We start from the raw sequence: 15,896 nt of genomic DNA on the forward strand, positions 1-15,896 counted from the left end.
CTCGCGCGGGGTCCGGGTCGTGGTCTCAGCCAACGGGGGCCTCCTCGAAGGGTGCGGCCGGCGGCGCGGTCTCCAGCCGCCGGTACAGGTAGTAGGCGGCGCACGCCCCCTCGCTGGAGACCATGGTGGCGCCGAGCGGTGTGCGCGGGGTGCAGGCGGTGCCGAAGGCCTCGCACTCGTGGGGCTTGAGCTTGCCCTGGAGCACCTCGCCGCTGCGGCAGGCGTCCGGTTCCCGGGTGTCGATGCCGGTGACGCTGAAGCGGTGCTCGGCGTCGTACGCGCGGTAGCGCTCGGACAGCCGCCAGCCGCTGGACGGGATCACCCCGATGCCCCGCCACGCGCGGTCGGTGACCTCGAAGACGTCGTCCAGCATGGCCCGGGCCGCGGGGTTGCCCTCCGGCCGCACGGCGCGGGGGTAGGCGTTGTCGACGGTGTGCTCCCCGCGCTCCAGCTGGCGGACGGTGCGGCGCACCCCTTCGAGGATGTCCAGGGGTTCGAAGCCGGTCACCACGATGGGCACGCCGAAGCGGTCGGCCAGGGCGGGGTACTCCGCGGTGCCCATCACGCTGCACACGTGCCCGGCGGCGAGGAAGGCCTGCACCCGGCAGTCGGGCGACTGCATGACCGCCTCGATGGCCGGAGGCACCCGCACATGGGAGACGAGGAGGCTGAAGTTGCCGATGCCCAGCCGCCGGGCCTGGTGGACCGCCATCGCGTTGGGCGGGGCCGTGGTCTCGAAGCCGATGCCGAAGAAGACCACCTCCCGGTCGGGGTTCTCGCGCGCGATCCGCAGGGCGTCCAGGGGCGAGTAGACGACGCGCACGTCTCCGCCGGCGCCGCGCACCTGGAACAGGTCCCGGCCGGTGCCCGGGACCCGCAGCATGTCGCCGAAGGAGCAGAAGACGACCCCGGGCCGGGAGGCGATCTCCAGGGCCTTGTCGATGACCTCCAGCGGGGTGACGCAGACCGGGCAGCCGGGCCCGTGGATCAGCTCGACCTCGGGGGGCAGGAGCTGGTCGATCCCGTGGCGGATGATGGTGTGGGTCTGGCCTCCGCAGACCTCCATCAGGGCCCAGGGCCGGGTCACGGCGGCCCTGATGTCGTCGAGGAGCCGACGGGCGAGGGCGGGGTCCTGGAACTCGTCGATGTACCTCACGGGCCCGCCTCGCCCTCGGCGGGGTGCGCGGCGGGGGCGGGCCCGCCGGTGAGTCCGGCCTCGGCCCGGGCGTTCTCCCAGGGGTCGCCGAACTCCTCCTGGAGCAGGCCCAGGTTCTCGAAGAGGGCCAGCGTCTGCCGTGCGGACTCCTCGTCGAGCCGCTGCAGGGCGAACCCCACGTGGACGATGGCGTACTCGCCGACCCTCAGGTCGGGCAGGTACTCCAGGCAGACCTCCTTCACGACGCCGCCGAAGTCGACGGTCGCCATGCGGGTGCCGTCCCGTTCCTCGATGCCCAGCACTCTGCCGGGTACCGCCAGGCACATGTGCCTCTCCTCGCTCTCGCCTTGCGTGGGGTGCCGTCAGCCGCCGCCGGTGGGCCCGAGGGCGGCCACGGCGAGCTGGCCGAGGGCCAGTCCGCCGTCGTTCGGGGGGATGCGCCGATGGCGCAGGACGGTGAAGCCGTCCTGCGCCAGGCGCTGCGCACAGGCAGAGCTGAGCACCGCGTTGGCGAACACCCCTCCGCTCAGGGCGACGGTCCGGAGCCGGTACCGCTCGCGGGCCGCGCGGCAGGCCTCGCGCACCAGCTCGGCGACGGCCGCGTGGAAGCGCGCGGCGATCAGGCGGGGCGGGGCCGCGGCGCGCAGGTCGCGGACCACGGCCGCCAGGACGGGGCCCGGGTCCGCGGTGAGCGCGTCCCCCTCGCGGTGGGCGGGGCGCAGGGCGAAGGCGTAGGCGTCCGCGTCCGCCCCCGGCTCGGGGAGAGCGCCGTCGCACGCCGCGGCCTCCAGCTCGATCGCCGCCTGGGCCTCGTACCCCGCGCTCTGGCAGACGCCCGCCAGCGCGGACACCGCGTCGAAGAGCCGGCCCATGCTGGAGGTCGGGACGCAGGCCACGCCGCGCTCCAGCTGCCGTTCCAGCAGCTTCAGTTCCCCGGGCGGGCAGGCGGCCACCGGGGGCAGGTCCGCGTCCCAGGGGATGCCGGCGGCCCGCAGGTGCGCCAGCGCCATCCGGTAGGGGCGCCGCACCGCCGTGTCCCCGCCGGGCAGGGGCACGTAGCCGAGGTGGGCGTGGCGGGTGAAGCCGCCGTAGCCGGCGATCAGGAACTCCCCGCCCCACACGGCCCCGTCCGTGCCGTAGCCCGTCCCGTCGAAGGCGACGCCGATGACCCGGCTGCCCGGCGGGAGCCGGTGCTCGGCCATCGCGGAGGCGATGTGGGCGTGGTGGTGCTGGACCCTGGTGACGGGGCGCCCCGCCGCGTGGCGGACCGACCAGCGGGCGGAGCGGTAGGCCGGGTGGAGGTCGGCGGCCAGCGCGGCCGGACGGACGCCCGTGAGGTCCTCCAGTGCCGCCTCGGCCCCCTCGAAGACGCGCTGGGTGCCGAGGTCGTCCATGTCCCCGACGTGGGCGGAGAGCCAGGCCCGCTCGCCGGCCGCCAGGCAGAAGGCGTTCTTCAGGTCGCCGCCGACCGCGAGGGTGGGGGCCACGGGTGCGGGCAGCTCCACCGGGAGCGGCGCATGGCCGCGCGAGCGCCGCAGCACCGTCTCCTGGCCGTCCACGACGCGGACGACCGAGTCGTCGCAGGGCACCTGGACGGGGCGGTCGTGGGTCAGCCAGGCGTCGGCCAGGCCGCCGAGCCGGTCCAGTGCCTCGCGGTCGCCGGTGACGATGGGCTCTCCCGCGAGGTTGCCGCTCGTCATCACCAGCAGCCGCGGCCCGGGCGGGTCGTCCGGGAGGCCGAGCAGCAGGTGGTGCACGGGTGTGTAGGGCAGCATCACGCCGAGGTCGGGGCTGCCCGGGGCGACGCCGCCGGCCGGCTCGGGGGCGTCGCCGGGGGCGCGCACGGCGGGGGTCCTGCGCCGGCGCAGCAGCACGATCGGCCGGGCGGCCCCGGTGAGCGCCCGGCGCTCCTCGGGACCGAGGTGGACCAGGTGCGCGACGTCCTCGGGTGTCCGGGCCATCAGGGCGAAGGGCTTGCCGCCCCGCTCCTTGCGCCGGCGCAGTTCGGCGACGGCCGCCGCGTTGGCGGCGTCGCAGGCCAGGTGGTAGCCGCCGAGGCCCTTGACGGCGAGCAGGCCCCCGGCGGCGAGCAGCCGGCGGGCCGCGGCGACGGCGGCCCCGCCGGTCGCGGGCGCGTCCCCGGGCCCGGTGAGCAGCACCAGCCGGGGGCCGCAGGCGGGGCAGGCCACCGGCTGGGCGTGGAAGCGGCGGTCCCCGGGGTCGGTGTACTCGCGGGCGCAGTCGGCGCACATCGGGAAGCGGGCCATGGTGGTGTGCTCCCGGTCGTAGGGCAGACCGGTGACGATGGTGTAGCGCGGGCCGCAGTTGGTGCAGGTGATGAAGGGGTGGCGGTGGCGCCGGTCCCCCGGGTCGGCCAGCTCGGCGAGGCAGTCGGCGCAGGTGGCCGTGTCCGGGGGGACCAGGGTGCGCGCGGGCGCGGTCCGCGGCGAGGGGCCGATGGCGAACCCGGCGCCGCCCGTCGGGGCGATCGCCACCTGGTCCACCCGCTCCACCAGGGCGAGCGGCGGGGCGTCGGAGACCAGGCGCTCGCAGAACCGGGCCACCGCCGCCGGAGCGCCCTCGACCTCGGCGACGACCCCGTCACCGGTGTTGGCGACGTGCCCGCTCAGCTCCAGCGACGTGGCGAGGGTGTGGACGAACGGGCGGAAGCCCACGCCCTGGACGACCCCGCGCACGGTCACCCTCCGGCGCTCCGCCTCCGGGCCCGCGGCGGTGGTGGGGGACGCGGGGGTCACGCGTGCTGGTGGGCGTGGTCGTGGGCGCTCGGGGCCTCGTCGTCGGCGTGCTCGTGGCCGTGGGTGCGGCCGTGCTCGTCGGCGTGCCCGTGGTGGGCCCGTGTGCGGGCCATCACGGGCGTGTGGACGGGCGCGCCCTCGGCCGCCGCGAGGGCGTGCTCCAGCAGGGTGCCGATCCCGGACCCGGTGCGGGCCGAGGTCAGCCGCACCTCGACCCCGGGGTTGACCCGCTCCACATGGGCGCGGAAGGCCGCCTCGTCGAAGCCCACGGCCCCGGCGATGTCGGTCTTGGTCACCAGGACGAGCTGGGCGAGGCCGAAGGCCGTGGGGTACTTGAGGGGCTTGTCCTCCCCCTCGGTGACGGAGGCGAGGACCACGCGCAGGCTCTCCCCGAGGTCGTAGGAGGCCGGGCAGACGAGGTTGCCGACGTTCTCGACGAACAGCAGCCGTGTGTCGGCGGGCAGCCAGCCCTCCAGGTGGCCCCCGAGCATGGCCGCCTCCAGGTGGCACAGGCCGTCGGTGAGGACCTGCTTGACCGGTGCGCCGGAGCGGGCGAGGCGGGTGGCGTCGTTCTCGGTGGCGAGGTCGGCCGTCAGGGCGGCGACGGGGACACCGCGCTCCCCGGCCAGTGCGAGCTCGGCCTCCAGCAGCTCCGTCTTGCCGCTGCCCGGGCTGGAGAGCAGGTTGACGACGGTGGTGCCGCGCTCGGTGAGCCGGGCGCGCAGCCGCTCGGCGGTGGCGTCGTTCTTGGCCAGGACCTGTGTGCGCAGGTCGACGGATCGGCACATGGTTCAGCTCTCCTCGGGAACCCGGGGGCGGTCGGTGCCCGCAGGGCGGGGTGCGCCCCAGTGGACGTCGGCGATGCGCAGCTCGCGGCCGGACAGCAGGTCCTCGGCCGGTGTGCCGCACGCGGGGCAGCAGAGGTCGGGGGGCATGCCCACGGCCCACTCGCCCCCGCAGGGGGTGCAGCGGGCCCGCCCCGGGACGGTCTCGGCGATCAGCTCGGCGCCCTCCAGCACGGTGCCGGCGCAGGCGAGGCCGAAGCAGAAGGACAGGGCGTCGGGGACGACACCGGCGAGTTCGCCGACGTGGAGGCGCACGGATGCCACGCTCTGCGCGCCGTGGGAGCGCGCGGCCTCCTCGACCTGGTCGACGACCGCGAGCGCGAGGGACATCTCGTGCATCGGGGGTGCTCCTGTCCGTGGGGGCGCCCGCTCCGCCGCGCAGCGGGCGGGCGGGCGCGCCCCATTCAAGGCCGGGCGGGGCCGGGCGGCCCGCCCGGCGCACCGGCGGGGGCCGGGGAGCTACCCGTTCGGAGCAGCCGGGGCGCCGGCCGCGTCCGGCTCACATGCGGCTGATGCGCAGGTAGCGCTTGATGTCGGGCAGGTTCACGGCGACGAGCGCGGCGAGGGCGGCCGCGGCCGCTGCGGCGATGACGCTTCTGTTCACGGTTCCTCCTCAGGGGGCGGCCGGACCGGCCGCGGGCAGGGGGGTGGGGGTGGCGGTGCCGACGAGGTCGCGGACCGCCCGCACGGCGCGGGGCACGGCGCCGCGTACCGCGTCGCTGAGGCCGATCCCCTCGTCGAGGCAGGCGGGTTCGCAGCCCACGACGAGGATGCGGGCCGGGGGCGCCGTGCCGGTCCCGGCGCCGAGGGTGCCGAGCAGGGCGAGGACGGTGCCGGGGGTCATGCGGTGCCCGTCCAGGGGCGCGCCGCCGGGCGGGGTGTCGGCCTCGGCGTCCTCGATGACGTAGAGCGTGCCGGGGGCGCCGCCGCGCGCGGTGGTGTCGAGGAGGACGGCGGTGCCGTAGCCCTCCAGGAGCTGGTAGGCGAGGTGGACGCCGCGGACGCCGAAGTCGACGGCCTCCACGTGCGGGGGCAGGGGGCCCGCGGACAGCTGCCGCACGGCCTCGACGCCGAAGCCGTCGTCGCCGAGGAAGATGTTCCCGATGCCCGCGACCAGGGTCCGGGGGGCCGGTGCGCTCATGCGTCCTCCTGTGCGGGGTGGGCGACCTCGTCCGGCTGGAAGTACAGGTAGCGGCCCTGCTCGCGCCGGATGTCGGCACCGGGGTCCCCGTCCACGGTGACCGCGAGGTGGACTCCCCCGTCGACGTCGTGGACGACGGCCTCCACCAGGGCGGTGCGGCCGTGTACGAACAGGTCCTGCGCGTCGGTGCGGCGGCGTCCGGGGCGCAGGACCACGCGGTCTCCGGCCCGCACGGGGCGGTCGCCGACCAGCACCTCGTCCGTGGCGGGGTCGACGCCGGCATCGCTTGCAGGGTCCCACCAGGGCGTGTCCGGCCGGGCTGTGCCCGGCGGGGCGAAGGGGTCCTCGGCGGCCTGCGGCGCTCCGGGGGCGGGGCCGAGGGTGCGGACGGCGCCGTGCAGCCGGTCGAGGACCTCGGGCGGCAGGGAGTCGGCGAGGTCGATGACGGCGGCCGCCCGGGCGTCGGTGCCGCGCGCCTCGCGCTTCTCCTGGTCGGTCAGGGCCGCGGTGCGCAGGGCGAGGATCTCGTCGATCTCGGTGGCGTCGTAGAGGGCGCCGGGGCTCTCCGGTGCGATGGCCGGGTGGTCGTCCAGGATGATCGGCGAGGACAGCACGAGGTCGGCGCGCCCGGGCTCGCCGGCGAGGACGGGCCAGGTGTGCAGGTTCCGGCAGGCGGCCACCGCGGCGCCCGCCCACCGCGGCGGGTCGGTCATGGACAGGAAGGCGCCGCGGTCGAGGTGGAGCAGGAGGTGGGCGGCGATCAGGGAGTGCGGCAGGGCCGCGTCGCGCGCTTCGGCGGAGTGCGGCGACCAGCCGCTGGTGTTCTCGACCAGGGCGGTGAGCCTCAGCACCCGGTAGGGGCCGGGGAGTTCCTCCGCGGTCAGCCGCAGCCGTGCGCTGACGGCTTCGCGGCGGCGCAGCAGGCGCCCGGCCTCGGTGCCGTCCTCGGCGCGGACGGTCTCGGTCTCCTCCTCGGCGGGCCGCGCGACGGGGACCTCCACTCCCCCGCCGGTGAGCTCGCCGACGGGGACGGTGACGTCGACGCGCTCCTCGACGCCCTCGTCCCAGGTCGTCAGCACCCGGTCGGGGAGGGCGAGTTCGGGGACGGTCTCGTAGCGGCCGCCGCCCGCGGCGCGCTGGACCGTGCGGCGCCGGGCGCGCAGGAAGCGCAGCTGGACGGCGAGCCGGGCGCCGGGCCGGGGCTCCATCAGGCACTCGGTGTGCTGGAACTCGTACTCGTCGCCGCGGGCCGCCCACGCGGGCGGGACCAGGACGCCGAACTGCCAGCGCAGGCGGTTCTTCGCCGCGGAGGCGCGGTAGGGGTAGAGGACGTAGCCCTCGAACAGGACGGCGTCGGCGACCTGGCGGGCGTGGGCGAGCCGGGCCTCGGTCTCCTCGGCGAAGGCGGCGGTCGTCATCGTGCCGGGGTCCTTTCGTACCGGGCCGGTGCGGCGTCCTCCGCGGCCGGCGGGGCGCCCGGGGCGGGGGACTCCAGCAGGTCGCGGACGGCGGCCTCGGCGGACGGCAGGGCGCGCCGGGAGCGGTGGGCGAGGAGGGCGGCCATGGTGTCGGAGGACAGCCGGATCCATCCGCAGCCCGGGAAGTGCTGCTCGATCATTTCCCGCCAGGTCGCGACCGGCAGGGCGAAGGTAGCCTCCCGATCCCAGGGCACGGGTTCGACCCGGAACCCGGCCGCCCCGGTGAAGGCGGTGCCCGAGAACAGCATCAGCAGGGGCACCTCGCCGCCCTCCAGGGCGTCCGCGTACCGGGTCGCGGCGATGTCCATGTCGTAGGTGCAGGGCACCACGAGGTCGGTCTCGGTCTCCCCGGTGAAGCCGGGGACCATCAGCGACACCTGGGCGAACTGCAGGGGGTTGAGGGTGGTGCCCCAGCGGGAGCGCTCGCCGAAGAGGTCGGTCAGCCCTCCGGTCGCCTCCCCCTCGCCGTAGGCGCGCCGGGACGGTTCGATGCGGATCTGGCAGCGCAGGGCGAGGGCGTGGACGGGGGCCGGTCCGTCGGCGGTGATGCGCAGCCGGAACACCAGGGTCGGCCCGGCGGCGTAGCGGTCCGCACGGGCTCCGGTGCAGGTGAAGGTGAAGGCGGTCATGGGCGGGGCGCCCCCAGGGTGCGGGCCGTGCGTCGCACCTCGGCGAACAGGCCGTCGACGGCGGCGCGGGCCTCCGCGCCGCCGTCGAAGCCCCGCCACAGCGTCCGCATCCGGCCGGTGAGTTCGTAGGCGAGGTCGACGGGGACCAGGTGGCACTCGGTGTGCCCGTCGGTGCGGCGGACCAGTACCGCCTCGGTGTCGGGGGCGAGTTCGCCCGCCAGGCGGGTGGCGTCCAGGACGGCCCGTTCCCCCTCCGGCTCCAGTTGGTGCTCGGTGGCCCCCGCGGGGCTCGGGTAGAGGGCGACCAGGCGGTCGAGCGCGGTGTTGCGGAAGAAGAACACCACCCCCACCGGGATGCCGAGGCGGTCCCACAGGCCGTCGTCGAAGCCGTGGCCGGGATCGGTGAGCCGGCGGTCGGGCACGGCGCGGAAGCGGCCCCCGGCGGCCCCCGGGCGGTCCATCAGCAGGGCGCAGTCGGCGCAGGCGCAGGCCAGGGAGCGGCGGTCGGTGTCGACGAGGTGGCGGTGGTCCTCCGGGACGGGGGCGCCGCACAGTTCGCAGGTCTCGGGGGCGGGGGGCCGGGGTGCGGTGAACCGGCGCAGGCCGCGCGGCTGCCGGGCCGCCGCCTCGGCGGCGGCCCGGACGGGGTGCGGCGCGGTCACCGGGCCGGTCCCGGGGAGCCGCCGGCGGGGCGGGTGCCGATCTGGAGGAGGGGCGCCTGCCGCGGCGTCTCGGCGATCTCGACCCCCGCCACCTCCGGGGCGAAGCAGGACAGCGCGTCCGCGGCGGCGCGGTGCGCGGCCTCCCGGGTGGAACCGCAGCCGCAGCCGCCCTCCCCGGTGGGCTTCAGCCGCAGGACGCCGGTGGACGGGTCGTGGCTGTCGACGGCCAGCGGGTGCCCGGGGAGGGTGTCCAGGGCCCGCTCGACGCGGGCGGGCAGGTCCTCGGGGTGGAGGTCGTGCAGCACGAGCATCGCGGCCACGAGCCCGTCGCCCAGGAGCGGTTCGAGGGGGCCGGGACCGGCGTCGGAGCCGGTGCGGCGCAGCAGGTCCACGGCGCGGGCCAGGCCCGTGCCGTAGAAGTCCATGAGCACGCGGACGAGTTCCTCGGCGGCGGCGCGGGCCTGCTCGTCGCCCGTGGCGGCGAGGCGTTCGAGGACCTCGTCCACGCGGCGTCCGGCCTCCTCCGCGGAGAGGGCGGGTGCGGCGGCGGGCGGCGGGGCCGTCTGCGCGGGGGCGCTCATCCGCCCAGTCCGCTCAGGCCGGTGGGGACGTGCATGGTCTTGACGGTCCTGCCGCCGCCGACGTACATGTGCACGCCGCAGGGCAGGCAGGGGTCGAAGCTGCGCACCGCGCGCATGATGTCGATGCCCTTGAAGTTCTCCGGGGTGTTCTCCTCGAAGATGGGCGTGTTCTGCACGGCGTCCTCGTAGGGGCCGGGGGTGCCGTAGGTGTCGCGGGTGCTGGCGTTCCAGGGGGTCGGCGGGTACGGGTGGTAGTTGGCGATCTTCCCGTCCCGGATGACCATGTGGTGCGAGAGCACGCCGCGGACGGCCTCGGTGAAGCCGCAGCCGATGGACTCGTCGGGGACCTCGAACTTCTCCCAGGTCTGGGTGCGTCCGGCGCGGACCTCCTCCAGGCCCTTCTCGGCGCAGTGCAGGGCGACGGCGGCGGCGTACGCCTGGAAGTAGGTGCGGGCGCGGTTGCGTTCGAGGGCGTTGGACCACTGGGGGATCCGCCACTCGAAGCTGGTCTCCGGCTTGGTCATGGTGCGCGGCAGGTTGATGACGACGCTGTGCCCGGTGGCCTTGACGTAGCCGACGTCCACGAGCCCGGACAGGGCGGTGGACCACAGGCGGGCGAGCGGGCCGCCCCCGGTGTCGAGCGGCAGGTGGTCCTTGCCGTCGAACCAGCGGGGGGACATCACCCAGCTGTACTTGTCCTGGAAGTCGCGCTTCTGGGGGGCCGGGATGGTGTGCTGGTTCCAGGGGTGGCGCGGGTCGACCGGGTTGCCGAGCGGGTCGTGGGTGACGAACTGCTCCTGCCCGGCCCAGTCCTCGTAGTAGGACGAGCCGAGGAGGATCCGGATGCCGAGGTTGATCTCGGTGAGGTCGTTGGTGACCAGCTTGCCGTCGACGACGACGCCCGGGGTGACGAGCATGCGCCGTCCCCAGTCGCTCATGTTGGCGTAGGTGAAGTCGCAGTGCTCGGGGTCGTTGAGGGCTCCCCAGCAGCCGAGCAGCACACGGCGGCGGCCGACCTCCTCGTAGCCGGGCAGGGCCTCGTAGAAGAAGTCGAACAGGTCGTCGTGGAGCGGGACGACGCGCTTCATGAACTCGACGTAGCGCATCAGGCGGCTCATGTAGTCCGTGAAGAGCTGCACCGAGGCGACGGTGCCGGTGCCCCCGGGGTAGAGCGTGGAGGGATGCACATGGCGGCCCTCCATCAGGCAGAACATCTCCCGGGTGTAGCGGCTGACCTGGAGTGCCTCGCGGTAGAACTCGCCCTCCAGCGGGTTGAGCGAGCGCATGATGTCGGCGATGGTGCGGTAGCCGTGCTCGGCCGCGTGGGGGGCCTCGGTCCGCTCGGCGAGTTCGAGGACCCCCGGGTTGGTCTCGCGGACCATGCGCTCGCAGTAGTCGACCCCGACCAGGTTCTCCTGGAAGATGTTGTGGTCGAACATGTACTCGGCGGCCTCGCCGAGGTTGATGATCCACTCCCCCAGGTGCGGGGGCTTCACGCCGTACGCCATGTTCTGCGCGTACACCGAGCAGGTGGCGTGGTTGTCCCCGCAGATCCCGCAGATGCGGCTGGTGATGAAGTGGGCGTCGCGCGGGTCCTTGCCGCGCATGAAGACGCTGTATCCGCGGAAGACCGAGGACGTGCTGTAGCACTCGGCGACCCGCTTCTGCTTGAAGTCGATCTTCGTGTGGATGCCGAGACTGCCCACGATCCGGGTGATCGGATCCCAGGACATCTCCACCAGGCCGCTCGGGTCGCCGGCCGCTTTCGTCGTCGGTGCCATCGTGCGCTGTGCCCTTCGTCAGGAGGCGGGGTGGGGGGAGGGGGAGGGGGTGCGTCGGGGGGCGGTCACCACGGGGGGCGGTAGCCGGTGGTCAGGCGTTCGCCGGTGTGGCGCCACCGGGGCTCCTGGTCCACGGTCCGCGCGGTCAGGGACCGCAGACGCCGGATGACCGCGCCGTAGGCGCCGCTGGCGGTGCTGGAGACCTTGCCGCCGGGCGGCTCGTCCATGAACGGCATGAACTTGTCGGGGAAGCCGGGCATGGTGCAGGCGATGCAGATGCCGCCGACGTTGGGGCAGCCTCCCACGCCGTTGATCCAGCCCCGCTTGGGGACGTTGCACTTCACGACCGGGCCCCAGCAGCCGAGTTTGACCAGGCACTGCGGGGAGTCGTACGCGTGGGCGAACTGGCCCTGCTCGTAGTACCCGGCGCGGTCGCAGCCCTCGTGGACGGTGGCGCCGAACAGCCAGGTGGGGCGCAGCTTGTCGTCCAGCGGGATCATCGGGGCGGCGCCGGTGGCCTGGTAGAGCAGGTAGGTGAGCGTCTCGGCGAAGTTGTCGGGCTGGATCGGGCAGCCCGGCACGCACACGATCGGGATGCCCGCCTGCGACGTCCAGTCCCAGCCGAGGTAGTCGGGGACGCCCATGGCGCCGGTCGGGTTGCCGGACATGGCGTGGATGCCGCCGTAGGTGGCGCAGGTGCCGATGGCGACCACGGCGAGGGCCTTGGGGGCGAGCCGGTCGATCCACTCGCTGGTGGTGATGGGCTGGCCGGTGTCGGGGTCGTCGCCGAAGCCGCACCAGTAGCCCTCGGGCTTGATGGATTCGTTGGGGATCGACCCCTCGACCACAAGGACGAAGGGGTCGAGCTCCCCCCTCTCGCCCTTGAAGAACCACTCGATGAAGGTGTCGGCGCCGCCGACGGGGCCGCACTCGAAGTCGATGAGGGGCCAGTGGACCTGCACCTTCGGCAGGCCGGGCAGCGCGCCGAGGACGATCTCCTCGATGCTGGGCTGCATCGCGGCGGTCAGGGCGACGGAGTCACCGTCGCAGCTGAGGCCGGCGTTGATCCAGAGGATGTGGACGGGCGGCTGTTCGGCCGCGGAGGCCGACGACTCCGCTCCGGTCGTGGTCGTGGTTTCAGCGTGCATGGACGCCTCCTGGCGCGGCTGTGACGACACCCCCCCTCCAGCGGTTGGTCATCTCTCTTGCTAACAGCCGCCCTCCGCTCGGGCCACCGCAGCGGCGGGCGGCCGCTCCCCCCGGACGAAGGCCCTCCGCAGTGCGTGGTACGGGGCGTGCGGGTCGTCGAAGATGCGGTTCATCCGGGCGGACTCCTCGTCCCGGTAGGCGGCGAGGGGCTTCGCGGCCTCCTGGGCCTCGCGGTCCGCCTTCTTCGCGACGATGCGCCGCCGGGTGGCCGGGAGGGCGGCCAGGCGCGCCGCCGATCGGGTGATCCGGGCGGGGAAGGCGCCCGGACCGCAGTCGACCACCTGGTCCACCAGGCCCATGTCCCGTGCCGCGGCGGCGGTCACCGGCTCGGCGCGGCCGGTGAGGCGCTCGGCGCGCTCCGGGCCCACCCGGCGCGGCAGGGAGTAGGTCCAGTACTCCGAGCCGTACAGGCCCATGCGGCGGTAGTGGGGGTTCAGGACGGCCCCGGAGCGGCACCAGACCTCGTCGGCGGCCAGCGCGAGCATCACTCCCCCGGCGGCCGCGTTGCCGCCGAGCGCCGCCACGACCAGCCGGTCGGTGGTGGTCAGCACGGCCTCGACCAGGTCGTTCATGGCGTCGAGGTTCTCCCGGGAGGCCGCTGCGGGGTCGGCCGCGGCCTCGATGAGGCCGAGGTGGATGCCGTTGGAGAAGAAGTCCCGCCCGCCCCCCAGGACCAGCACCGCGGTCGGCCGTTCGCAGGCGGCGCGGTAGGCGGCGAGCAGGCGGCGGCACTGGTCGGCGCCCATCGCGCCGCCGGCGAACGAGAACTCCAGCCGCCCGACGGGGCCGTCCTCGTGGTAGGCGATCTCCCTCCAGGTGCGGCCCGGTCCCGGCCGCAGGGGCGCGGGCACCTCCGGGAGCGGGGGCAGCCGGTCGCCCAGGGCGAGCACCGCGGGCAGCTTGAGGCCCGCGGGGTGGCCGGGCAGGCGCCTGGGCCGCAGTTGCGGGATCCAGACGGCTCCGTCGCGGGTGGCCCGGCAGACGGCGCCGCAGCGGGTGGCGAGCAGCTCGCCCGGGCGGCCGCGGAGGGTGTCCTCCGGGTGGCCCCCGTGGAGGTACCACTCGCCGCCCAGCAGGGTGTCCAGCACCCCGGGCCGGGAGTCGGCGGCGCGCAGGGCGCGCAGCACGGAGTCGGTGCCGTCGGCAGCCCAGTCGATCGCCCGGTGCTCCTGGCGGAGCCAGGGCCGGGTGCGGTGGCCCGAGGGCTGCCGCGGGAGCGGGCGGCGGGAGGGGGAGGCCGCGCGCTCCACGGCGGCGAGGACGGCCCCGACGGCCGCGTCCGCCACCTCGCCCCGGTAGAGGTCGCTCTTGGCCAGCGGGGGCAGCGGGCACGGGGCCCAGGCCCACACCGTCCCCGCGTCCATCTCCTCGGCGGCCTCCAGCACGGTGGCTCCCCAGGTGCGGGCGCGGTCGTGGACGGCCCAGTCGAGGCTGGAGGGGCCCCGGTCGCCGGGGGGCCCGGGGTGCACCACCAGGCAGCGGTGGCGGCTCCACACCGCGCGCGGGATGCGCACCGTCAGCATGGGCGCCAGGACGAGCTCGGGGCCGTGGTCCCGCACGGCGCGCTCGATGTCCGCACCGTCGCGGACGACCTCGACGGCCGTGCGGTGCCCGCGGTCGCGCAACTCGGCGTGGACGCGCTGGGAGAGGCTGTTGTAGGCGTTGGCGACGAGCAGGATGCGCATGGCCCCTCCGGCTCCGGCGGAACCGGCCGGAGGGCTCCGGCCGGCCACCGCGATGGTGGGGCACGGGCTGCGCCGCCTGTGGGACACACGTCGGGCGTTTCACCCGTTCGTGGAAGACGGAGGGCCGTATTCCGTCATGTGCCGCAATCCGGCGCCGCCGCGCGCGGGCAGCGCCCCCACCGCGCAGCGCCGGCCTCCCGGCGAGGGCGGGCGGCGCCGGGGCGACGCAGGCGGACCGCCGCGGGCCGCGCCACCAGGCGGGGCGCCTCCGCCGTGTCCGGGCGCCTGCGGGGACGGCCGCCCCCGGGCGGGCGCGCTCCGGCCGGTCACCCGCCGGGGCGCCACGGCCCTCCTCCGGGCGGCCGGCCGGGGGGACTGCTCAGTGGGGACGGTCGGCCGTGAGGCGGTGCGTTCCGTCGAGGCACCACCGGCGCACCGAGGGCCAGGGCCCGTACCCGTCCGCCACGGCGAGGTGCCCGGCGCCCGGCAGCAGGTCCACCTCGCAGCCGAGCGGGCCCGCGTAGGCCGTGGCCGCCCCCTCGGGCGCGTACGGGTCGTCGTCGGAGCACACCAGGCGCGGAGGCGCGGCGGAGAGCCTGAGGGAGGCGAGGTCCAGCGCCCCGGGGGTGAACGGCGCGATGGCGTCCCAGGAGAAGGCCGAGGGGCCCGGCGGTGCGACGAGCAGCAGCCGGTCGGCGGGCGGGCCGCCGGGGCGGCCGGCCGCGAGGTGGAGCCAGGCGAGGCAGCCGAGGCTGTGGCACACCACCACCCGCTCCCCCCGCATCATCCCCAGCTCGGCCTCCACGGCTTCCGTCCAGGCGGCGGGCGAGGGCCGGTCGGGGTCCGGGAGCTGGGGGTAGAAGACCTGCTCGCCGCGGCTGCGCAGCCACTGCGCGAGGTCGTGCTGCCAGTGGTCCTCGGGGCGGCGGTTCTCGACGCCGTGCAGGATGAGGAAGGTGCGCTGCCACATGCGCCGCACTCTACAAACACCCGCCCGGCACCCGGCGCGCGGGGCGCCCGCGGCCGCACCGGAGGCGGGGCCGTGCGGCTGACATCGCCGCGGGGCGCCTCAAGAAGGCGCCGCCCCGGGCCGAACCATGGGGGGACGACCATCGAGCCGCCGGACAGCGAGGAGCAGTGCACATGGCGGAAGCAGCACAGGGAACACCGGTCTGGGCCGACGCGACCTTCCCCGACCTCCAGGCCGCCAAGGACTTCTACGGCCGGGTCCTGGGATGGACCTTCGGCGAGCCCGCCCCCGAGTACGGGGGCTACACCCAGGCCTACGCGGACGGGCGCGCCGTCGCGGCGCTGGCGCCCCCGATGGAGGGCCAGGACGCGGCTGCCCCACCGCTGTGGACGCTGTACCTGGCGTCCCCCGACGTGGCCGCGACCGCCGAGGACATCCGGCGCAACGGGGGCCGTCTGGTCCTCGACCCCATGGCGGTCGGCGAGTTCGGCTCGATGTGCCTGGCCACCGACCCGGGCGGGGCGCTGTTCGGAGTCTGGCAGCCGGGCACCCACCGGGGCTTCGAGGCGCGGGAGGTCCCGGGCGCCTACGCCTGGGCGGAGGTCTTCACCCGCACCCCGGAGCAGTCGGACGCCTTCTTCACCGGGGTCTTCGGGTTCACCCGGAAGGTCATGCGGGACCCGCAGATCGACTTCGCCGTCTACGGTCCCGGCGAGGGCGACCCGGTGCTCGGCCGCATGACCATGGGCGAGGGCGACTTCCCGCCCGAGGTGCCGTCCTATGTGCAGGTGTACTTCGCCGTGCCGGACTGCGACGCCGCCGTCGCCGCGGCCGAGGAGGCGGGCGGGCGGATGGTGTTCGGGCCGCTCACCACGCCCTTCGGGCGGTTCGCCGCCCTCCTCGACCCGCAGGGTGCCGCGTTCGCCGTCATCGACCTCGCGGCGGCGGGCGGGGAGCAGCCCGCGTTCGACTGAGCCGCCCGGGCCCGCGGCGCCGCCCGCGC

The 15,896-nt window shown here is 75.6% G+C and carries 16 protein-coding genes; 1 reads left to right on the forward strand and 15 read right to left on the reverse strand.

The window, feature by feature from the left end; translation table 11 throughout:
* Positions 1–25: 25 nt before the first annotated feature.
* The 15 genes from hypD to ACGF15_RS07210 all read right to left on the reverse strand — a co-directional run bounded on the left by hypD (position 26) and on the right by ACGF15_RS07210 (position 14,893).
* Positions 26–1,156 (reverse strand): hydrogenase formation protein HypD, encoded by a 1,131-nt coding sequence (hypD, locus tag ACGF15_RS07140; protein ID WP_362615355.1) that lies wholly within the window; start codon positions 1,154–1,156, stop codon positions 26–28.
* Positions 1,153–1,482, reverse strand: a complete 330-nt coding sequence (locus tag ACGF15_RS07145; protein WP_392797119.1) for a HypC/HybG/HupF family hydrogenase formation chaperone — start codon at positions 1,480–1,482, stop codon at positions 1,153–1,155. Before ACGF15_RS07145 ends, hypD begins: the two co-directional genes overlap by 4 nt.
* 36 nt (positions 1,483–1,518) lie before the next feature.
* A complete protein-coding gene (gene hypF, locus ACGF15_RS07150; RefSeq protein WP_392797120.1) occupies positions 1,519–3,912 on the reverse strand; it encodes a carbamoyltransferase HypF in 2,394 nt (797 codons plus the stop codon).
* Positions 3,909–4,700 (reverse strand): hydrogenase nickel incorporation protein HypB, encoded by a 792-nt coding sequence (gene hypB / locus ACGF15_RS07155; protein ID WP_362615351.1) that lies wholly within the window; start codon positions 4,698–4,700, stop codon positions 3,909–3,911. The genes hypF and hypB overlap by 4 nt, the downstream gene beginning before the upstream one ends.
* A gap of 3 nt (positions 4,701–4,703) precedes the next feature.
* Positions 4,704–5,096, reverse strand: a complete 393-nt coding sequence (locus ACGF15_RS07160; RefSeq protein WP_345615244.1) for a hydrogenase maturation nickel metallochaperone HypA — start codon at positions 5,094–5,096, stop codon at positions 4,704–4,706.
* A 160-nt stretch (positions 5,097–5,256) separates the two neighbouring features.
* Complete coding sequence (locus ACGF15_RS07165) at positions 5,257–5,361, reverse strand: DUF6893 family small protein (RefSeq protein ID WP_376428538.1); 105 nt, start codon at positions 5,359–5,361, stop codon at positions 5,257–5,259.
* A 9-nt stretch (positions 5,362–5,370) separates the two neighbouring features.
* Entirely contained in the window at positions 5,371–5,898 is a 528-nt protein-coding gene (locus ACGF15_RS07170) for a hydrogenase maturation protease (protein ID WP_345615245.1), read from the reverse strand.
* Complete coding sequence (locus ACGF15_RS07175) at positions 5,895–7,316, reverse strand: hypothetical protein (RefSeq protein ID WP_345615246.1); 1,422 nt, start codon at positions 7,314–7,316, stop codon at positions 5,895–5,897. Before ACGF15_RS07175 ends, ACGF15_RS07170 begins: the two co-directional genes overlap by 4 nt.
* Entirely contained in the window at positions 7,313–8,005 is a 693-nt protein-coding gene (locus tag ACGF15_RS07180) for a DUF6084 family protein (RefSeq protein WP_345615247.1), read from the reverse strand. Before ACGF15_RS07180 ends, ACGF15_RS07175 begins: the two co-directional genes overlap by 4 nt.
* Complete coding sequence (locus ACGF15_RS07185) at positions 8,002–8,667, reverse strand: DUF5947 family protein (RefSeq protein WP_345615248.1); 666 nt, start codon at positions 8,665–8,667, stop codon at positions 8,002–8,004. Before ACGF15_RS07185 ends, ACGF15_RS07180 begins: the two co-directional genes overlap by 4 nt.
* Positions 8,664–9,248 (reverse strand): hypothetical protein, encoded by a 585-nt coding sequence (locus tag ACGF15_RS07190; RefSeq protein ID WP_345615249.1) that lies wholly within the window; start codon positions 9,246–9,248, stop codon positions 8,664–8,666. The genes ACGF15_RS07185 and ACGF15_RS07190 overlap by 4 nt, the downstream gene beginning before the upstream one ends.
* On the reverse strand, positions 9,245–11,029 hold the full coding sequence (locus tag ACGF15_RS07195) for a nickel-dependent hydrogenase large subunit (RefSeq protein ID WP_345615250.1): 1,785 nt from the start codon (positions 11,027–11,029) through the stop codon (positions 9,245–9,247). The genes ACGF15_RS07190 and ACGF15_RS07195 overlap by 4 nt, the downstream gene beginning before the upstream one ends.
* A 65-nt stretch (positions 11,030–11,094) precedes the next feature.
* Positions 11,095–12,177, reverse strand: a complete 1,083-nt coding sequence (locus ACGF15_RS07200; RefSeq protein WP_345615251.1) for a hydrogenase expression protein HypE — start codon at positions 12,175–12,177, stop codon at positions 11,095–11,097.
* 60 nt (positions 12,178–12,237) lie between these two features.
* Entirely contained in the window at positions 12,238–13,923 is a 1,686-nt protein-coding gene (locus ACGF15_RS07205; protein WP_392797121.1) for an enoyl-CoA hydratase-related protein, read from the reverse strand.
* A gap of 379 nt (positions 13,924–14,302) precedes the next feature.
* A complete protein-coding gene (locus ACGF15_RS07210) occupies positions 14,303–14,893 on the reverse strand; it encodes an RBBP9/YdeN family alpha/beta hydrolase (RefSeq protein WP_392797122.1) in 591 nt (196 codons plus the stop codon).
* A 173-nt stretch (positions 14,894–15,066) separates the two neighbouring features.
* On the opposite strand from ACGF15_RS07210, the gene ACGF15_RS07215 reads away from it, so the two are divergent.
* Positions 15,067–15,867 carry a VOC family protein gene (locus tag ACGF15_RS07215; protein ID WP_345615254.1) on the forward strand — a complete coding sequence of 267 codons (801 nt, stop codon included), beginning with the start codon at positions 15,067–15,069 and terminating at the stop codon, positions 15,865–15,867.
* Positions 15,868–15,896: the final 29 nt, after the last annotated feature.

This window comes from Streptomyces sp. NPDC048001, assembly GCF_043203115.1.
GTDB classification, from domain to species: Bacteria; Actinomycetota; Actinomycetes; order Streptomycetales; family Streptomycetaceae; genus Streptomyces; species Streptomyces sanyensis.